General features: G+C 66.3%; 17 protein-coding genes and 1 pseudogene. 6 read left to right on the top strand and 12 right to left on the bottom strand.

The features are described from left to right. Window positions 1–19 precede the first annotated feature (19 nt). Window positions 20–1,429, bottom strand: a complete 1,410-nt coding sequence (locus AC5FRZ_RS00815) for a PAS domain S-box protein (protein WP_493563619.1) — start codon at window positions 1,427–1,429, stop codon at window positions 20–22. 123 nt (window positions 1,430–1,552) lie between these two features. Between AC5FRZ_RS00815 and glmM the strand changes: the two genes are divergently transcribed. After that, window positions 1,553–2,917: a phosphoglucosamine mutase gene (gene glmM / locus AC5FRZ_RS00820; protein ID WP_493563620.1), complete on the top strand. Its 1,365-nt coding sequence runs from the start codon at window positions 1,553–1,555 to the stop codon at window positions 2,915–2,917. A gap of 4 nt (window positions 2,918–2,921) precedes the next feature. On the opposite strand, the gene AC5FRZ_RS00825 is transcribed toward glmM, so the two are convergent. From AC5FRZ_RS00825 to AC5FRZ_RS00850, 6 genes are all read right to left on the bottom strand, one after another. After that, window positions 2,922–4,040 carry a DUF7118 family protein gene (locus AC5FRZ_RS00825; RefSeq protein WP_493563621.1) on the bottom strand — a complete coding sequence of 373 codons (1,119 nt, stop codon included), beginning with the start codon at window positions 4,038–4,040 and terminating at the stop codon, window positions 2,922–2,924. Then, the gene (hisI, locus tag AC5FRZ_RS00830) at window positions 4,041–4,406 is read right to left on the bottom strand and encodes a phosphoribosyl-AMP cyclohydrolase (RefSeq protein WP_153552239.1); all 366 of its coding nucleotides are present in this window, start codon (window positions 4,404–4,406) and stop codon (window positions 4,041–4,043) included. 37 nt (window positions 4,407–4,443) lie between these two features. After that, window positions 4,444–5,448 carry a prepilin peptidase gene (locus AC5FRZ_RS00835; protein ID WP_372479989.1) on the bottom strand — a complete coding sequence of 335 codons (1,005 nt, stop codon included), beginning with the start codon at window positions 5,446–5,448 and terminating at the stop codon, window positions 4,444–4,446. A 92-nt stretch (window positions 5,449–5,540) separates the two neighbouring features. Then, complete coding sequence (gene fer, locus AC5FRZ_RS00840; RefSeq protein ID WP_170092977.1) at window positions 5,541–5,930, bottom strand: ferredoxin Fer; 390 nt, start codon at window positions 5,928–5,930, stop codon at window positions 5,541–5,543. 68 nt (window positions 5,931–5,998) lie between these two features. Beyond that, window positions 5,999–7,201, bottom strand: a complete 1,203-nt coding sequence (locus tag AC5FRZ_RS00845; RefSeq protein ID WP_170092978.1) for an inorganic phosphate transporter — start codon at window positions 7,199–7,201, stop codon at window positions 5,999–6,001. 78 nt (window positions 7,202–7,279) lie between these two features. Next, complete coding sequence (locus tag AC5FRZ_RS00850) at window positions 7,280–7,984, bottom strand: hypothetical protein (RefSeq protein WP_372479986.1); 705 nt, start codon at window positions 7,982–7,984, stop codon at window positions 7,280–7,282. Window positions 7,985–8,077: 93 nt separating this feature from the next. On the opposite strand from AC5FRZ_RS00850, the gene hisA reads away from it, so the two are divergent. Further along, complete coding sequence (hisA, locus tag AC5FRZ_RS00855) at window positions 8,078–8,800, top strand: 1-(5-phosphoribosyl)-5-[(5-phosphoribosylamino)methylideneamino]imidazole-4-carboxamide isomerase (RefSeq protein ID WP_170092980.1); 723 nt, start codon at window positions 8,078–8,080, stop codon at window positions 8,798–8,800. A gap of 18 nt (window positions 8,801–8,818) precedes the next feature. On the opposite strand, the gene AC5FRZ_RS00860 is transcribed toward hisA, so the two are convergent. Further along, on the bottom strand, window positions 8,819–9,892 hold the full coding sequence (locus AC5FRZ_RS00860; RefSeq protein WP_170092981.1) for a TrmB family transcriptional regulator: 1,074 nt from the start codon (window positions 9,890–9,892) through the stop codon (window positions 8,819–8,821). Window positions 9,893–10,014: 122 nt separating this feature from the next. Between AC5FRZ_RS00860 and AC5FRZ_RS00865 the strand changes: the two genes are divergently transcribed. Further along, window positions 10,015–11,226 carry an MFS transporter gene (locus AC5FRZ_RS00865; protein ID WP_493563622.1) on the top strand — a complete coding sequence of 404 codons (1,212 nt, stop codon included), beginning with the start codon at window positions 10,015–10,017 and terminating at the stop codon, window positions 11,224–11,226. 481 nt (window positions 11,227–11,707) lie between these two features. Here AC5FRZ_RS00865 and AC5FRZ_RS00870 read toward each other — a convergent pair whose 3' ends face one another. Next, on the bottom strand, window positions 11,708–12,067 hold the full coding sequence (locus AC5FRZ_RS00870; RefSeq protein ID WP_493563623.1) for a hypothetical protein: 360 nt from the start codon (window positions 12,065–12,067) through the stop codon (window positions 11,708–11,710). A 98-nt stretch (window positions 12,068–12,165) separates the two neighbouring features. On the opposite strand from AC5FRZ_RS00870, the pseudogene AC5FRZ_RS00875 reads away from it, so the two are divergent. Further along, window positions 12,166–12,837 (top strand): annotated as a pseudogene (locus AC5FRZ_RS00875) (transposase domain-containing protein). A gap of 58 nt (window positions 12,838–12,895) precedes the next feature. Here the strand turns inward: AC5FRZ_RS00875 and AC5FRZ_RS00880 are convergent. After that, the gene (locus AC5FRZ_RS00880) at window positions 12,896–13,072 is read right to left on the bottom strand and encodes a hypothetical protein (protein WP_372479983.1); all 177 of its coding nucleotides are present in this window, start codon (window positions 13,070–13,072) and stop codon (window positions 12,896–12,898) included. 124 nt (window positions 13,073–13,196) lie between these two features. Here AC5FRZ_RS00880 and hisB point away from each other — a divergent pair, with 124 nt between their 5' ends. Together hisB and AC5FRZ_RS00890 are read left to right on the top strand one after the other, a co-directional pair. After that, entirely contained in the window at window positions 13,197–13,784 is a 588-nt protein-coding gene (hisB, locus tag AC5FRZ_RS00885; protein ID WP_170092983.1) for an imidazoleglycerol-phosphate dehydratase HisB, read from the top strand. 194 nt (window positions 13,785–13,978) lie between these two features. Further along, a complete protein-coding gene (locus tag AC5FRZ_RS00890; protein WP_372479982.1) occupies window positions 13,979–14,491 on the top strand; it encodes a CNNM domain-containing protein in 513 nt (170 codons plus the stop codon). A 90-nt stretch (window positions 14,492–14,581) separates the two neighbouring features. Here AC5FRZ_RS00890 and AC5FRZ_RS00895 read toward each other — a convergent pair whose 3' ends face one another. After that, a complete protein-coding gene (locus tag AC5FRZ_RS00895) occupies window positions 14,582–14,845 on the bottom strand; it encodes a hypothetical protein (RefSeq protein ID WP_493563624.1) in 264 nt (87 codons plus the stop codon). Window positions 14,846–15,002: 157 nt separating this feature from the next. Beyond that, window positions 15,003–15,845: a hypothetical protein gene (locus AC5FRZ_RS00900; RefSeq protein WP_170092986.1), complete on the bottom strand. Its 843-nt coding sequence runs from the start codon at window positions 15,843–15,845 to the stop codon at window positions 15,003–15,005. Window positions 15,846–15,994 lie beyond the last annotated feature (149 nt).

Genomic DNA, 15,994 nt, shown 5'->3' on the forward strand with positions numbered 1-15,994 from the left:
GCGACCGCGAACGCTGGCGTCACTCCGGCGTCGGAGCGGGCGCGCGCGGCAGGACGACGGTGATCGTGTTGCCCGTCTCGTCGCTGGTGACGAACTCGATCCGACCGTCCGAGAGGTCGACGATCCAGTACACCAGCCACAGCCCCAGCCCGGTGCTGTGGTACACGTCGCTCATCGGTTTGTCGCCGGTCAGTACGCGGTACTCGAACTCGGGCAGGGGCGAGCAGTCGTCGTCGATCCGGATCTCGATCTCGTCGTCGCGAACGCGTCCGGAGATCCGGACGGTCGGGGCGTCGCTCTCGGCGTGTTTGACGGCGTTCTCGATCAGTTCCGAGAACGCGACCTCGACCTCCGAGAGCGCGCTCGCGACCAGTCCGTCAGCGAGTGTCGTCTCGATCGTGGCCGCCGGGTAGCGAACGCGGACGCTCGCGAGCGCGGCGTCGACGGCGTCTGCCACGTCGACGGTCGTCGGACAGGCGGGCGACCGAAAGAGGTGCAGCGTCTCGCGTTGCTTTTCGGTCGTCTGGAGGAGCGCCTCGCCGACCCGCCGGATGACGGCGGCCCGCTCCGGGGCGTCGACCTCGGGGTCGTCCGCGATCAGCTCCGCCTGCCCGAGGATGGTCGTCATGTCGTTGCGAATGTTGTGTCGCAGGAGGTTGTCGACGACGGCGAGCTGGCGCTCCCGGCGGTTGCGATCGGTCACGTCCCGAGTGAAGCCGACGATGCGGACGACCGCCCCGTCCTCGACGATCGGCTCCGCCTGGACCCACACCCAGCGATTGTAGTTCTCTGCCGGGTTGACCCGATACTCCATGTCGACCGATTCGCCCCGAGAGAGGGCCGCCATCGAACGGCGAACCGCCGGCACGTCCTCGGGGTAGACACGATCGATGAAGGCGTCGACATCCGCCTCGACGGCGTCGATCGAGCCGCCGTAGACGGACTCGTATGCAGGGTTGAGAAAGAGCAGCTCCGACCAGTCGCCGCTGAACATCCAGAGGACGTCGTCGGTGTTTGCCGCCAGCTCCCGCAGTCGAGTCTCGGTCTGGTCGCGCTCCCGTTCGGCCGCGATCCGGTCGGAGATGTCCCGCGTGCTGACGACGTAGCCGCCCAGTTCCGAGTCCGTCAGGTTCGACATCCGACTCTCCAGCCACACCCAGCCCTCGTCGCGCTGACGGTGGCGGTACTCGACGGTCACGTCGACGAACTCGTCGTCGACGGCGATCGTCTCCTCGAAGCGGGTCCGAACGTAGTCCCGATCGGACGGGTGCATGTACTCGAAGGCGTTCTCGCCGACCAGATCGTCTGGATCGTACCCCAGGATCGACTTCGCCGCTCGATTGAGGTACTGGTAGGTCCCGTGCCGGTCGACGACGGCGATCTTGTCCTGCGCGTAGTCGAGGAGCACCCGATCGACCGGAGGGTTCATATCAGCGTGTATACACTGCGTGCGGGCAAAAGGGTGGTGGTCGTTCACATGCATCGAGATCCAGTCGTCGAAAGCGACGGAGGCGGTAGCCCTAAGCCGGTCGGCACACGAGTGCCCAGCGAGATGCACGTCTTCGGGTCCAGCGGCGTCAGAGGTGTGGCAAACGAGGAGGTGACACCAGCGTACGTCCTACAGATCGCACAGGCGACCGGCTCGGTGTGGGACGGCGACCGAATCGCGCTGGCACGAGACACGCGGACCAGCGGGGAGATGCTCGCAGACGCCGCGGCCAGCGGGCTGGCCAGCACCGGCCACGCCGTCGACCTGCTCGGCGAAGCGCCGACGCCCGCCCTCCAGGCCTACTGTGCCCGTCACGGCGTCCCCGGCATGATGATCACCGCCTCGCACAACCCGCCAGCGTACAACGGCGTCAAGCTGATCGGCGCGGACGGGGTCGAACTCGACAGGGCCGTCCTCGACGACATCGAGGATCGCCTCGAAGCCACGGAGTTCGACACCGTCCAGTGGGACGGGCTGGGCCGGACGAGGGCGGTCGACGGAGCCGGCGAAGACTACGTCACCGAAGTCCTCGACGCCGTCGATCGGACGGCGATCGCGGCGGCGGAGCTGACCGTGGTCGTGGACCCCGGCCACGGAGCCGGCTGCCACACCAGCCCGACGTTCCTGCGAGAGCTTGGCTGTACCGTCCACACCGTCAACGCCCAGCCCGACGGCCACTTCCCAGGCCGCGATCCGGAACCGATCGATCCACACCTCGCCGACCTGCGAGAGTACGTCCGCACGACCGACGCCGACCTCGGCATCGCCCACGACGGCGACGCCGACCGTGCGGTGTTCGTCGACGAGACCGGGACGACGATCAACGGCGACGCCGCACTCGCGGCACTCGTCGAGGCGACCGTCGAGCCCGGCGACCACGTCGTCTCGGCGGTCAACGCCTCACAGCGCCTCGTCGACGTTGTCGAGGCCGCCGACGCCGAGCTGACGCTGACCCGGATCGGCTCGACGTACCTCATCACGCAGATCCAGCAGCTCCGAGCGGCGGGCGAGACCGTCAGCGTCGCGGGCGAGGGCAACGGCGGCATCATCTTCCCGGGCTACCGGATCGCCCGCGACGGGGCCTACACCGCCGGGAAGTTCCTCGAACTCGTCGCAGAGGAACCCGCCAGCGAGATCGCCGCCCGCTTCGACGACTACGTCAACGTCCGCGCGGCCGTCGAGTACGAAGACGAGACAGAGCGCGCGGCGATGCTCGAGGCCGTCGAAGCGGCCGCCACCGAGGCCGTCGCGGACCTCGATACGACCGACGGCTACCGGCTGAAGTACGGCGACGGGTGGGTGCTTGCCCGCCCGTCCGGGACCGAGCCCGTCGTCCGGATCTACGCCGAGGCCCACACCCAGGGGCGGGCAGACGAACTGCTGTCGACCTTCGCCGACCCGATCGATCGAGTCCGCGAAGACGGGTGAGCGATCACGCCAGCGGCGACAGCTCGTCGAGCGCGTCACGGAGCGCGTCGCGCTCGGCCCGCAGGTCGGCGAGTTCGTCCGCGACCGCGCCCGTCCGGAGCCGTTCTCGCTCCGCGTCGGTCAGACGCTCGCGAGCGACGGCACTGTCTCGCAGCCGATCGTAGTCCGACCGGCGAGTGAGCGCCCGGACGGCCCGCAGGTCGCTCACCACGTCCGGGGCGAACCGGGCGACGACCGAGATCCGTTCGTTGCACTGCCAGCGCAGCGTGTCGGCGGCGGGCGGGGGCCAGCCGACGGTCAGGGGGTCGGCGTCGAGCCGTTCGAGGTAGGTCTGGCGGGTCGCGACGGATCGCTTGAGGGCGTCGGCGTCCGCGACGTAGTGGTCCAGCTTCGACTGCGAGTACGCCGCGTACGCGAGCAGCTGCGGGATCGGCTCGGTGCCCGCCTCGTGGCCGTGGACGTACGCCAGCAGGTCCTCGGGCGGTTCGCGAAACGGGACCAGCGGGTACAGCGCCGTCGTCTCGACGAAGTCGAGTACCTCGCGGGCCGACGCGTTCGATCGGAAGGCGTCGAACGCGTCGGTGACGGCCTCGTCGTAGCGCTCGATGGGCTCGCGGAGCCGCTCGGTCGGCGCGTCGAGGTCGGCCTCGCCAAGTTCGACCAGGCGCTCGCGGTCGTCGATCTGGTCCCCGACGGTGTCGAGGCGACGCCGCGCGGCGCGTCTGGCCTCCCGGTAGCGCTCGCGGGCGTCCTCCCACTCGACGAGGGGTTCGACCGTCTCCTCGGCGGCGTCGATGCGCTCGCGGACGGCCGCGAAGTCGTCCTCGGTGAGTCGGCGCTGCTGGAGGCGCTCGTCGATCTCCTCGAAGACGGTCCGCTCTGGCAGTTCCTCGTCGAGGTCGTTCGTGAAGTGGGCGATCCGGTCCTGGAACTCGATGAAGGCCGCGAAGTCGCCGTCGCCGGTCGCCCGACCCTCGTACTCCGTCAGCAGCGCACGAAGCTCCTCGCAGGCCGTCCGGAGGGCCCGGAGCGCGTCCTCGCCGACCGCATCCACGCGCTCGCGGGCCGCCCGCCGGTCGGCGTCGGCCCGCCGGAGTCGCGTGACCGCGTCAGCGTCGGTCATCTACTCGTAGACGTCGTCGGGATCGAACACCTGCTCACCGACGACCTCGCCGTCGACCGTACGGTGGAAACAGGAGCGGTAGCCGGTGTGACAGGCACCGCCCTCCTGGTCGACCAGGTAGAGGATCGCGTCGCCGTCACAGTCCATCCGGATCTCCTCGATTCGCTGCGTGTGGCCGCTGGACCCGCCCTTCTTCCAGAGTTCGTCGCGGCTGCGCGAGTAGTAGTGAGCGTAGCCGGTCTCGCGAGAGCGTTCCAGGGCCGCCTCGGAGACGTACGCGAGCATCACGACCTCGCCGGTGTCGGCGTCCTGTGCGACCGCCGGCAGGAGGTCCTGTTCGTCGAAGGCGAGTTCGCCGTCGCTCATGAGCGGGCGAACGCGTGTCCGCCGCATAGGTCTTCTGCTAGCCCAGCCCCAGCGTCCTGAGCAACGACACCAGCACGTCGCCGTAGGTAACCGAGAGGAGGAGTCCGGCGAAAGTCGGCACGAGGAACGGGATACCCGGCGAGATCCACACCTCGTCCTCGGCGGCGATCACGTCGAGACCGTCACGCAGCCCCGCGGGCGTGGTACCGTACGCTCCGTCGACGTCGTCGAGGAACGCCTCGGCCCCCCAGGGATCGTCGTGGTCGGTGGGCGAGGGGTCGGGTGCCGTGCCGCCGTCGGTCCGAATGTTCCCGTCCCCGACCTCGCCGGGGACCGCCGGCAGGCTGTCGGGGTCCCGGTGGGCCGCCGGATCGGCGCGCAGATCGGCCAGCGTACAGTCTCGCCAGCGCAGATACATCCGGAGGGCGTCGAGGTCGAGCCCGCGGCGGGTGAAGCCGTCGGGCGTCTCCAGCAGGAGGCCGTACTCCTCGATCAACGCCGGCGTCGCGACGGGCTTGCCGATCACCATCGGGAGCCCGACGCGACCGCGAGCGAGGTTCGAGACGGCGACGCCGACTGGATACAGCGCCCCCGCGACGACCGTATTCGAGAGGATCGTCAGCGAGAACACGCCGATCGCGGGCTGGAAGGTCGGCAGCGTCGTCGTCGGCAGGTAGTAGATCGGGTAGGCGGGAAAGAGCAGTGCCAGCACGTAGAACGCCTTCGTGTCGGCCCCGCCGAAGCTGCCCATGTACCAGAACGCCGTCACCAGCGGGACGATGAACCCGAGGCTGATCGCCGCCTGCAAGAAGAACAGTCGGTCGCCGCCGACGTACGCACCGTACCCGTCCCAGACGAGCAACACGACCGCGAGCGCCGCGAGCGGGAGCCATGCCCTGGTCGGGACCCGCCGTGTCTTGACGTCGCGATAGGCCGCCCACCCGAACACGGGGATCGCGACGAGTCGGAGGAGATCCGAGGCCGGTGCCGCCACCCCGATTCCGGGGACGGTAACGAGACTGTCGAACGTCGAGGATAACACGAGCGGTGGATATCGGCCCACAAAGATATCACTTGCGGGGAGAAAGCGGGGTCGTTACCCCCAGGCCATCCGTGGCCGAGAACAGCAGGTCCTCAGATGACGCGGTTCTGCAGGTAGTCGAGGTGCTTCGCGTTGTACACGATCTTGACCTCGTCGGCGTCGGGGCTGCCGATGCAGGTCAGACGGACGTTCTTCTCCTCGACTTCCTCGTCGGAGAGGATCTGCTGCATGTCCATGTCGATCTCGCCTTCGACGACGATGGCTGCGCAGTTGGCACAGGCACCGGCGCGACACGAGAAGGGCCAGTCGTAGCCCTGGGCTTCAGCGGCTTCGAGGATGTACTCGCCCTCGTTGACTTCGAGCGTGCCGTAGTCCTCGTCCGAGAGGTCGGCGTCGGCGGCGTCTTCGAAGACGCTGTCGTCGTACATGTCCCAGCCTTTGTCGTCCACTACTTCGTAGTTGAGGTACTCAACTGTGGGCATCACCTGTTCGGTTGGCCCCCCGCACTGTTAGACTTTGCTGTTCCGCCCGAGCGGCCGCCGGAATTCGGTCAAAAAATCGGGACGAACTTGAACACCAGATAGGCGGCGAGCGTCGCGACTGCGGGAACGAAGTTTTGTGTGAGGATCACTCTCGCGGTCGTCTCCGGTTCGAACAGGTCCGCGGCTTTCGGGAGGTCCTCGGGTTCGCCGATGGGCTGGGTGCGCTTCTCGCTCGGCGTGCCGGCCTGTCCGCCGACGGTCGGCGCGTCGGGGGCGTCGGCGGTGAGTGCGCCGACCGACACCTCCGGGGTCTCGCCTTTGCCCGTGACGGTGTCCGAGATCGTCGTCGTGCGAGTCGCCCGTCCCCATCCCAGGCCGACGATGCTCATCGTCGCGATGATGACGAAACTCGCCGGCACGCCAAGTGCCGAGAGGAAGGTGACGATCGTCGAACTGACGGTCGCGACCAGCAGCGCCGCCAGCAGCGGCAGGTCGGTGAGGTCGTTGCCGACGGTGTCCATCGTTCGACGGGCGATGGTGAACGCCCCGAGTCCGATGGCTCCGCCGCCCAGCAGGATGGCGGGCGTCATCTCCAGCGAGCCGTTGCCCACCAGCGGCGCGACGGCGTTGGCGACGTTCGACGCGCCCGCCGAGAAGGCCATGTAACAGCCGATGCCGACCACCAGGAGCGTTCCGACCAGCTCCCGCAGCGTCGTGTTCTCGCCCATCGTCGGCCGTGGGATCGCGCCGGACCGATCGAGCGCGAGCAGCGAGCCGTCTGTCTGTGGGATCGCGAAACGCTCGACCAGAGCCGGGTAGAAGTACCGGCCGATGACGCCGCTGATCCAGAACGCGATCACCGGCGAGACGAGCCACCAGGAGACGATCTCGCCCATCGCCTCCCAGTCGAGCGTCCCCTGAGCGATCCCCAGTCCCGCCATCGCACCGACGGCCGTCATCGAAGTCGAGGCAGGGACCCCGACCACGTTCGAGAGGAAGAGCGCGAAGCCGATGAAGAACAGGACGACGATGCTGACGGTCATCGTGAACTCAGACTCGACGAGGCCACTCCCCAAGGTCTTGACGACCTCGCGACCGACGAAGTGACCGCCGGCCAGCGCGAAGATCGTCATCAGAGCGGCGGCACCGAGCTTCGAGACTGTCCCCGCGCCGACGGCCGGACCGAACGCGACACCCGTCGAGGACCCACCGATGTTGAACCCGACGAAGATCGCGACGAGAATACCGATCAAAAACAGTACTTCGACCATATCCGTGGCACGTCCCAGGGCCGTTAAAGGGTACCGACACCCGCTTTCGCGGGTGTCCAGTACTCACGTGTCACACGCTCACGTCTCGCTGTCGTTCGCGTCGTCGGCGTCCCGGCCGTCGTCATCGCCGGACTCGTTCTCCGGCAGGACCTCGCGTTCGCGCTCGACGGTCTCTTTGACCTCGTCTGCGACCTCCTTGGCCGTCCCGGTCTTCTCGCGGGCCTCGTCGGCCTTCTCGGTGGCTTCGTCGGCTTTCGCCGTGGCCTCGTCGACGCGTTCGGTCGCTTCACCGACCCGCTCGGCGGCGTCTTCGGCGGTATCGGGGTCGGTATCGGCGACCGTGTCGGTGACCTCGTCGACCTGTTCCGTGGCTTCGTCGACCTCCTTGGCCGCTGTCTCGACGTCGGTGGCGGCGTCCTCGACGGTCGCGGCCGTCTCGTCGAGTTCGTCGGCGACGGTCTCGACTTCCTCGGCGGCCTGTTCGAGTTGCTCGGCGGTCTCGGCGACCGTCTCGGTGCCGTACTCGTAGGCTCGCGCGATGACGACGAACTGGACGATCCCCATGAGGACGAACAGCGTGACCGCGATGCCGACGGCGATCTCGAACGTCGAGACGACGGCGGCACCGAGGTCGACGACCCCGAAGACGAGCAGGGCGTAGGCCCCGGCCAGTCCGGCGGTCGCGACGCCGGTCGCGCGGACGAACTGTCGGTACGCCGACGACTCGTCGAGGACGGCCGCCTGAAACCGAGCGAGCAGCCCGGGACCGGAAGATCGTGACATGTCTCCCTATCGAGTGGACGTGCGCATAAGGGTTCGGGACGCGGCGGCCGGGACACCGATACCCTTTCAGCGATCGGCGGCACACTGACGCGTATGTTTCCGGAGTTTGCGGTGATCCCGGCGGTGGACATGCAGGACGGGCAGGTCGTCCAGCTGGTGGGTGGGGAACGCGGGACCGGCAAGCGCTACGGCGAGCCCGTCGCGGCCGCTCGACGGTGGAGAGCGGCCGGCGCGACGACGCTGCACCTGGTCGACCTCGACGGTGCCTTCGAGGGCGAACGAGCCAACGCCGACGCGATCGACGCCGTCCTCGACGCGGTCGACGCGGACGTGCAACTGGGCGGAGGGATCCGGACCGCCGACGACGCGATCGACCTGCTCGACCGGGGCGTCGACCGGGTCATCCTCGGCACCGCGGCCGTCGAGAACCCCGAGATCGTCGCCGAGATCAGCGAGACACACCCCGGCAGCGTCCTCGTGAGCCTCGACGCCAAGGACGGCGAAGTTGTCGTCTCGGGGTGGACCGAGGGGACCGGGCTGGACCCGGCCGAGGCCGCGAGCCGCTACGCGGAGCTGGGTGCCGGCGGGATTCTCTTCACCGACGTGGACGTGGAGGGACAGCTGGCGGGGGTCCGCACGGAGCCGGTCCGGCGCGTCGTCGACGCCGTGGAGATACCCGTGATCGCCAGCGGCGGCGTCGCGACCGTCGCGGACGTGCGAGCGCTTCGGGACGCGGGCGCGGCCGCCGTCGTCGTCGGCAGCGCGCTCTACGAGGGCGCGTTCACGCTCGAAGAAGCGATGGCAGCGGTCGAGTGACGGTCGCTGGTACCGCCGTCAGGCGTCTCTGATCGTCACTTCGCGGGCGGCGTACTCCTCGTAGTACGGTCCCAGGCCGCAGGCCTGGCCGCCGACGCTGACCAGTCCGTCGTCGGTCTCGACGACCAGCGAGTTCTCGATCGGGAACGCGTTGTTCACCGGTTCGACGAGGTTCTGGCGCACCTCGCGGATCGGGACGCCCTCGAACTGACGGACCGTCTCGTCGGTGGTCGCGACCACGTCGAGGTCGGCGACGACGTCGTGGCCCGCCGTCGTGTGGAGGGCCGCAGTCGTCACACCCGAGCGAAACAGCTCGAAGGTCGCCGGTAGCGCCGGTGGTTCGGCGACGAAGCGCTGTTCGCCCATGGGCCAGACGTTGCTGACGTAGTTGCCGAAAAAGCCAGAGGCGACCTCGTTCTGGTTGAACGCGAGCGCGTAGCCCCGGCCGTGGCGGCTGGTGAGCATGCCGTGTGAAGCCAGCACGCCCCCCAGCGCATCCCGGACGACGAACAGCGGCGGGCGGCCGTCCCAGCTCCGGACGACGTGTGCGTACCGGCCGGGGTCGTCCATCTCGGCGACGTGTGACTCCGCGGACTCGCCGGCCAGCAGACAGTAGACGGTCAGTCCCCGCTCCCGGGCGTCGGCGAGCGCGTCGGCGACGGCGGGAAAGGCGTTCGACGGGACGATCGCGAAGACCTCTCGCTCCGCACGCGCCAGTTGGCGTTCGAGGCGGCGCTCGACGGTCTGACTGGCGTGGACGACCTCGAACCCCGCCGCCGTCTCGGCCGGCTGATCGTACACGCTCTCGACGGCGGTCTCGAACTCCGAGAGGTGCATCGACAGCGCGTCGACGGCCTCTTGGGGTGGCCGAGCGCGGAGCTTCGTCGGCGTCGCGCTCTCGTCGACGATGACCAGTCCGCGTTCGGCCAGTGCGGTCGCGATCTCGTAGACGTAGCTCTGTGAGACGCCCGCGGCCTCCGAGACGGCCCGGGTCGTCGCTTCCCCCCGCTGTAGAATTGCCAGGTAGGCGTCGACCTCCTTCGTCGAGAGTCCGAAGGCCGACAGCGTCTCCCTGATCTGGCTTTCACCCATACGAGGACTTTTCTTATACTATTAGAAAAACTTTTCTCGTCGGATCACCACGCTTCGACTATGACTGCAGGTGTCGCACGTCCTGACGTTCTGGCCCCGGACCACCGGACGGCAGGTGAAGCGTGACCGGCTCGAACCGCCGGCTCTGGACGGCGGCCCTGTTCGCGACGATGGCGCTGACCGGCGCGATCATGATGATCCGTGGCCCGGTGATCCCGGAGCTGCGGACCACCTTCGACGCGCCCGCGTGGCAGGTCGGTCTGATCAGCACCGCCGGCACCGCCGGCTACCTGGTCGTCGTCTCGATCGTCGGTTTCGGGGCTGGCCACCTGAAACCCCACCGGTTGATCGTGGGCGGACTGTTGGGCAGCGCGCTCTCACTGCTGGCGATGGGCGCGGCCCCGCTCCTCGGGGTGTTTCTCGTCGGCACGCTCGTGCGCGGAACGATGAACGGCGTCCTCAGAGGGCTGAATCGGCCGATACTCAGCCACTTCTACCCGGACAGCCGCGGCCGGATGTACAGCTACTACGACATGACCTGGGCCGCCGGTGCGATGGTCGGACCGATCGGGGTCGTCGCCGTCCTCGCAGTGGCCGACTGGCGACTGGCCTACTACGGGCTGGCCGTCGGGATGGCGCTGCTGGCCGTCGTCGTCTGGCGGCTCGACGCCCCCGCGGTGACGGGAACCGAGGAACCCTTCGACCGCCGGGAACTGCTGGCGCTGCTTCGCAGGCCCGAGATCGCCGCGATGATCGTGGTGATGTTTCTGGGGACCGGCGTCGAGGGCGGGCTCTTCCTCTGGTTGCCGACCTACGTGGACAGCGTCGTGCCGACCGGCGTCGCCGGCCTCGGCCTCTCGGCGGCGGCGCTGTCGTCGCTGTCGCTGTCGGTGATGATCGCCGGCTACGTCCCCGGTCGCCTCCTCTATGGCCGCCTCTCGGAGCGAGTGGGCTACCTCAAGATCCTCATCGGGATCCTCGCGCTCCTGATCCCGACCTTCTACGCGACGTTCGTCCTCGCGACGGGACTGTGGCTCCTCCCCGGCGTCGTCGTCATCGGCGCGCTCATCTCCGGCATCTTCCCGATGCTCGTCTCCTACGCCACCGACGCCGTCCCCCGCCACAGCGGCCCCGTCACCGCCGTCGCCGCCATCTCCTCGTCGCTGGGCGTCGGCATCGCGCCCGCCGTGATGGGGTGGATCATCAGCGGCTCGGACCCCAGCGCGGCCATGCAACTGCTGCTCGTGCCCCTCGTGGCCGCCCTCGCCGTGGTGCTCGTCGCGCGAGTGGCCGAACGAAAACGGGAGCAGGCGGCAGTCTCGATTGCCGATTGAGCAGGCAGCCCGAACGGTTACAGCAAGCACGCCGAAGACACTGCCATCGTCCGGACCTCGTATCGGACGTGCCACGTGTACTTGTCCGGCCGGGACGGATAGGAGCGTAGTTCGTCAACGGTGGACGCCTAGACGTGTGACTTCGTGCTGACGAAATACCGCCCGTCAGAGCCGGTCCGGTCGTCGCGTACGGCCACTGCGAGCGTCCTGAAAATTGGATTGTCGATCGCTTCTCTGTCGATGACTGGTCCGAGGACGGGAGCGTCGTCTGGCCCCCTGACAGAGATGGTACACCCCCATATCATACATGTGACGGGCAGACCAGCCGACGTGGACCGTCGAGACGAGGAGGACAGTCAGCAAGAGCGCTCGGATGTCCAGATTCCGACGCATCGATCGGCGATAGACGAAGAGTCGTGTTACTACTCCACCATGTACAGCTGGCGATGTTCGATACAAAAGATGTCGAGAGCAGATGCTTTCAAAGGCCACAGAGGAGACCGAACTGCAGGATCTGACCCTCGTAGCGCGTGTAGAAATCGTAGCCGTCGTCTGACGAGTGCGATTTGAGTTCCGCCTGAACAGCGTCGAGTTCGCGCTCGTTCAGGCTGATCGCGTAGCGCTCTCTGGTCTCGTTATGGTAGGCGTCCTTGATTGCCTGTCGGACGATCCGGTTCTCGATCTCAGACATATCGATGAGTGGCACGCCAACGGGAGTCTCATCTGTCCGCTCGACTTCCAGCGCACAGTCATCAAGTCCGTCGTCTTCGAAGGCAGCGCAGCCTGCAAGTGTGGCAGACACGAGGAGAACGCTTAGCAGCAGGGCCCTGACAGAGATCATGTAGTCAGATTAAACTATCACATTGTAGCCGTTTTCGATATATCGGCACTGTCTAGTTGAGGAATTGAGGAACGAGCAGGCCGTAGCGAGAACTGCCTATAGAACTCGCAGACCTGCTCAGAGAAACGTTAGAAACGGACGATCAAGACGTTCCGGAGAACGAGCGCACTGCGATACCCGTCCGGCGGTTTGGAGTGCGTCTCCACACGGCGGGGCTGTCGATCAGGGAGACGGTGGAGCTCTTAGAGTTACTGGGTGTCGATTGTTCTCATGGTGCGGTCTGGAATTGGGTGCCGACGCTGTCTGAAGCACAGAGCGACCCGCCGACGTTCACGAGACCGAGTCTCGTGCAGCCCATCAGAAATCTCCGAGCTCTGAGGACGGCGTTTCTGCATCGGCTCACCGAGAAACACGATCTCGCCGACACAGAGTTTCTCGTCGATGCTGGTGGCTATTTGACTGCCCTCGCCCGTCACGAATTGAGCGGTCGCCTCGGCTATCGAACGCGGAACCACATCGAAAAATGGTTCCAGACCGTCACCATGCGAATCGACCGCTTTCACACGTACTGGCGGGGCAGTCAATCGAGCGCCAGACAGTGGGTACGACGCTTTATACTACCGGCTGTAAATCTGTGACCAATTTCGCCACCCCGGGGTGGCGAAGATCTTCACGAAGTGACAGCCGGCAGTATTAGACACCACTACAACCACGAACGACCCAACCAAGCGCTCGACGGACGAACACCGGCTCAGGAGGTCCAGAACTAGGCAGTGCCAAGACAAGTATCGTGTCGCAGATATGACACTCGCCGACACACAGCCAGTCCTACCGCGAGGACCGCGCCGCCGGCCCCTCGGACTGGACGAACTTCGGGAGGATCAGCGCGTAGGCCCCGCCAGCGACAAGCAGTGCGCCGACGATGTCCGTCGCCATCGTGTAAAAGAGGAGCGCGCCCGCCAGCATGACCGCCGACGCGGCGACCTGTCCTTTCGCGTCGTCCATACGTATCACTCGTCGAATATCGGCATAAGCACCCGGCAGACAGTCGTCTGACGCCCGTTCCGTGCGTGTGGTCCGCTATCGGCGGGGCGCAACCGCCAAATAGCCGGCCCGACACTACTGGCGTATGACCGACCGCACCGCGGCCGTCACGCGGGAAACGGCCGAGACCGACATCGAGGTGACGCTGGACGTCGACGGCGACGGCGAGTCGACGATCGACACCGGCGTCGGCTTCTTCGATCACATGCTGGATTCGTTTTCGACCCACGGCCTGTTCGACCTGACCGTCCACTGTGACGGCGATCTGGAGATCGACGACCATCACACCGTCGAGGACGTGGCGATCACGCTGGGCGAGGCCCTCGCGGAAGCGCTGGGCGAGAAACGCGGCATCCGGCGCTTCGCCGACCGCCGGGTCCCGCTGGACGAGGCCGTCGCCAGCGTCGTCGTCGACGTGTCCGGCCGGCCCTACTTCGCGTTCGACGGCGAGTTCTCACAGGGACAGGTCGGCGGGCTGACCAGCCACATGGCCAAGCACTTCTGTCGGTCGCTCGCGACCAACGCCGGGCTGACGCTGCACGTCGACGTGAGCGGTGAGAACGCCCACCACGAGATCGAGGCGCTGTTCAAGGGACTGGCGCGGGCGCTGGACGACGCCACCCGGATCGACGAGCGCCGGTCGGACGTGGCGAGCACGAAAGGCGAACTGTAGCGACCGAGTTCGGGTACACGGCGGCGTTCGGTGCCGCCGGAGCCGTCATCTTCGCCGGGGCCGCCGTCGTGCTGTCGCTGCGTCACATCTCCGAGAAGACGACCACGGCCGGCGCTGCCGGGACGGCCCTGGAGGGGTGACGGCGTGTCCGGTAGTATGAGAGATCCTTTCCGGCCGCCCGTGCAGGGTGTGATATGGCTCCAGCCACGTTCACCGCAATCGGTCTGCTCGCGATCGTCGGGCTCGTCGCCCTGAGCGCCTTCTTCTCCAGCAGCGAGAGCGCGATCTTCACGCTCCCCGAGGACTGGGACGCGGAAAGCGACGACCGACGGGCAGCGACGCTGCATGCGCTGGAAGACGACCCCCACCGACTACTGGTGACGATCCTCGTCGGGAACAACGTCGTCAACATGGCGATCGCCAGTATCACGACTGCGCTGCTGTCTGGCGTCCTGCCGGCCGGCGGGGCCGTCACCGCCTCGACCATCGCGGCCAGTTTCGTCGTGCTGGTGTTCGGTGAGATCGTTCCCAAGTCCTACGGGCTCGCAAACGCCCGCGAGTGGGCGCTCACCATCGCCGGGCCACTCGCCGTGATCGGTCGGATCATCTCCCCGCTCGTGGTCGTCTTCGACGTGTTGACGGGATACATGAACCGCCTGATCGGCGGCGACGCCGGAATCGAGAAGCCGTATCTCGACGATCAGTAGCCTCTATGCCGACCAGGATGGACACGCTGGGACCGAATTTTGTTCACGCGGCCCCCTCGTGGCGTGACGAGAGAGCGGAACCAGAACGAACTACACCAGCGGTTTGGGTGGATACACCTGTAACAGCGTACGAGCCCCGTATTCGAGGACTGCGGCGACGACGATCGGAACGAGGAACGTGAACCACCAGCCGAGATAGAGCACAGAGAACTCGGGACCGCTGATCACGTGGTCACTGAGAGCCAGGATCGTGAACAAGAGAACGAACGCACCGGGCGAAACGAGCCCACACCAGAGTGCGAATGCGATCGCGACGCCTGCGAGGAGAAAGAGTCCGACAGCGTGATACGCCACACCCATCGTCGTCGAAACGAGGTCGGTTCCAGGTGGCCCGATCGGCTGGAACAGATACGTGTTCGCGAGCAGTAGTGCTGCGTAGGTCGTCCCGACGAGTGCCGTAGTGACAGGGCGACTCGGAAGGTTCATGAGTTGGTCGTTGTATAAGTGCCGTTCACGAGAGGAGTGCGATCTTCCCGTCGTGAGTATCGAAATCCTGCTCACTGTAGTCCAATGAGTGGATCCAACTGCTGTGTTCCTGGCCGTCTGTCCAACAGTCCTTCGTGGCAGTTCGCGCGGCGTTGAATTGCCAGTCCTGACAACCAACACCAATGAACTTGCAGTCCTGATTGTGATCCCAGGGATCGATGTGTGCCTGCCCGAGGACTGGATACGGTTCCTCGCCGTAGTTGTAGACCCGGATGTCGATCTGTTCGTAGATGTCTGTCGGGATCGGAATCGGACCGAGCCAGATTATGTCACCGCCTCCGAGCGTCTTCTGGATCCGGGTGTCGTTGCTCTTGACGCCGTCATCAGTGACAATGTATCGTTTCACATCTGGCTGCGGTGCGGAGACCCAGTTGCACTCGTCGTCGTAGTGATCTTCCGCGTCGGAGGCCGTGGAAACATCCCAAGCGACGTTGATCGGAGCCTTACGCTCGCCGGATGTGTCAGCCGATTCGTAGTGGTACAACGGGATCTCGTCGTCGAGGTGGTGCTGTGCAGAGACAGTATCTGACGACGCGTCCCAGATTTCTTTCTCTGCGGTCCGGTGTTCCTCGAAGGTCCCGATCACCCGTGTGGCTGTGACACTGGTTTTACCGCCGTCTTGGAGAGAGTCAGGGACACGCTCTCTGGGAAGTCGCTCTGGTTCGAACTCAATGACGGGATCTCCGTACCGCTCTGCCAGGGCGTCGCTCTCGAACCGGTGTCGGTGGATTATCTGTTCCCCATCGGGTTCAAAAGTATGTGTACTCGTGCCACTGGCGACAATTGGCAATTGCTGTTCGTTGTCCACACTACCCGTCCCAGGGTGCCCACCGTCGTGTCCGCCAGTTTTGTGTCCTCCTGACCGATCGCCGGCAGCGGTCCCAGTGGCTCCGAGTGCACTCGTCGCAGCTATCGTCTCGAGCAGTGTTCGCCTGTTTAGTCCACCAGTCATGTACA

Source organism: Halomicrobium sp. HArcht1-1, assembly GCF_058933285.1.

Coding starts and splice junctions, on each gene's coding strand:
- AC5FRZ_RS00860 (WP_170092981.1), bottom strand. CDS start 9,892: ATGGGTGAAAGCCAGATCAGGGAGACGCTGTCGGCCTTCGGACTCTCG.
- AC5FRZ_RS00825 (WP_493563621.1), bottom strand. CDS start 4,040: ATGACCGACGCTGACGCGGTCACGCGACTCCGGCGGGCCGACGCCGAC.
- hisB (WP_170092983.1), top strand. CDS start 13,197: ATGACCGACCGCACCGCGGCCGTCACGCGGGAAACGGCCGAGACCGAC.
- AC5FRZ_RS00870 (WP_493563623.1), bottom strand. CDS start 12,067: ATGATCTCTGTCAGGGCCCTGCTGCTAAGCGTTCTCCTCGTGTCTGCC.
- fer (WP_170092977.1), bottom strand. CDS start 5,930: ATGCCCACAGTTGAGTACCTCAACTACGAAGTAGTGGACGACAAAGGC.
- AC5FRZ_RS00815 (WP_493563619.1), bottom strand. CDS start 1,429: ATGAACCCTCCGGTCGATCGGGTGCTCCTCGACTACGCGCAGGACAAG.
- hisI (WP_153552239.1), bottom strand. CDS start 4,406: ATGAGCGACGGCGAACTCGCCTTCGACGAACAGGACCTCCTGCCGGCG.
- glmM (WP_493563620.1), top strand. CDS start 1,553: ATGCACGTCTTCGGGTCCAGCGGCGTCAGAGGTGTGGCAAACGAGGAG.
- AC5FRZ_RS00890 (WP_372479982.1), top strand. CDS start 13,979: ATGGCTCCAGCCACGTTCACCGCAATCGGTCTGCTCGCGATCGTCGGG.
- AC5FRZ_RS00845 (WP_170092978.1), bottom strand. CDS start 7,201: ATGGTCGAAGTACTGTTTTTGATCGGTATTCTCGTCGCGATCTTCGTC.
- AC5FRZ_RS00880 (WP_372479983.1), bottom strand. CDS start 13,072: ATGGACGACGCGAAAGGACAGGTCGCCGCGTCGGCGGTCATGCTGGCG.
- hisA (WP_170092980.1), top strand. CDS start 8,078: ATGTTTCCGGAGTTTGCGGTGATCCCGGCGGTGGACATGCAGGACGGG.
- AC5FRZ_RS00850 (WP_372479986.1), bottom strand. CDS start 7,984: ATGTCACGATCTTCCGGTCCCGGGCTGCTCGCTCGGTTTCAGGCGGCC.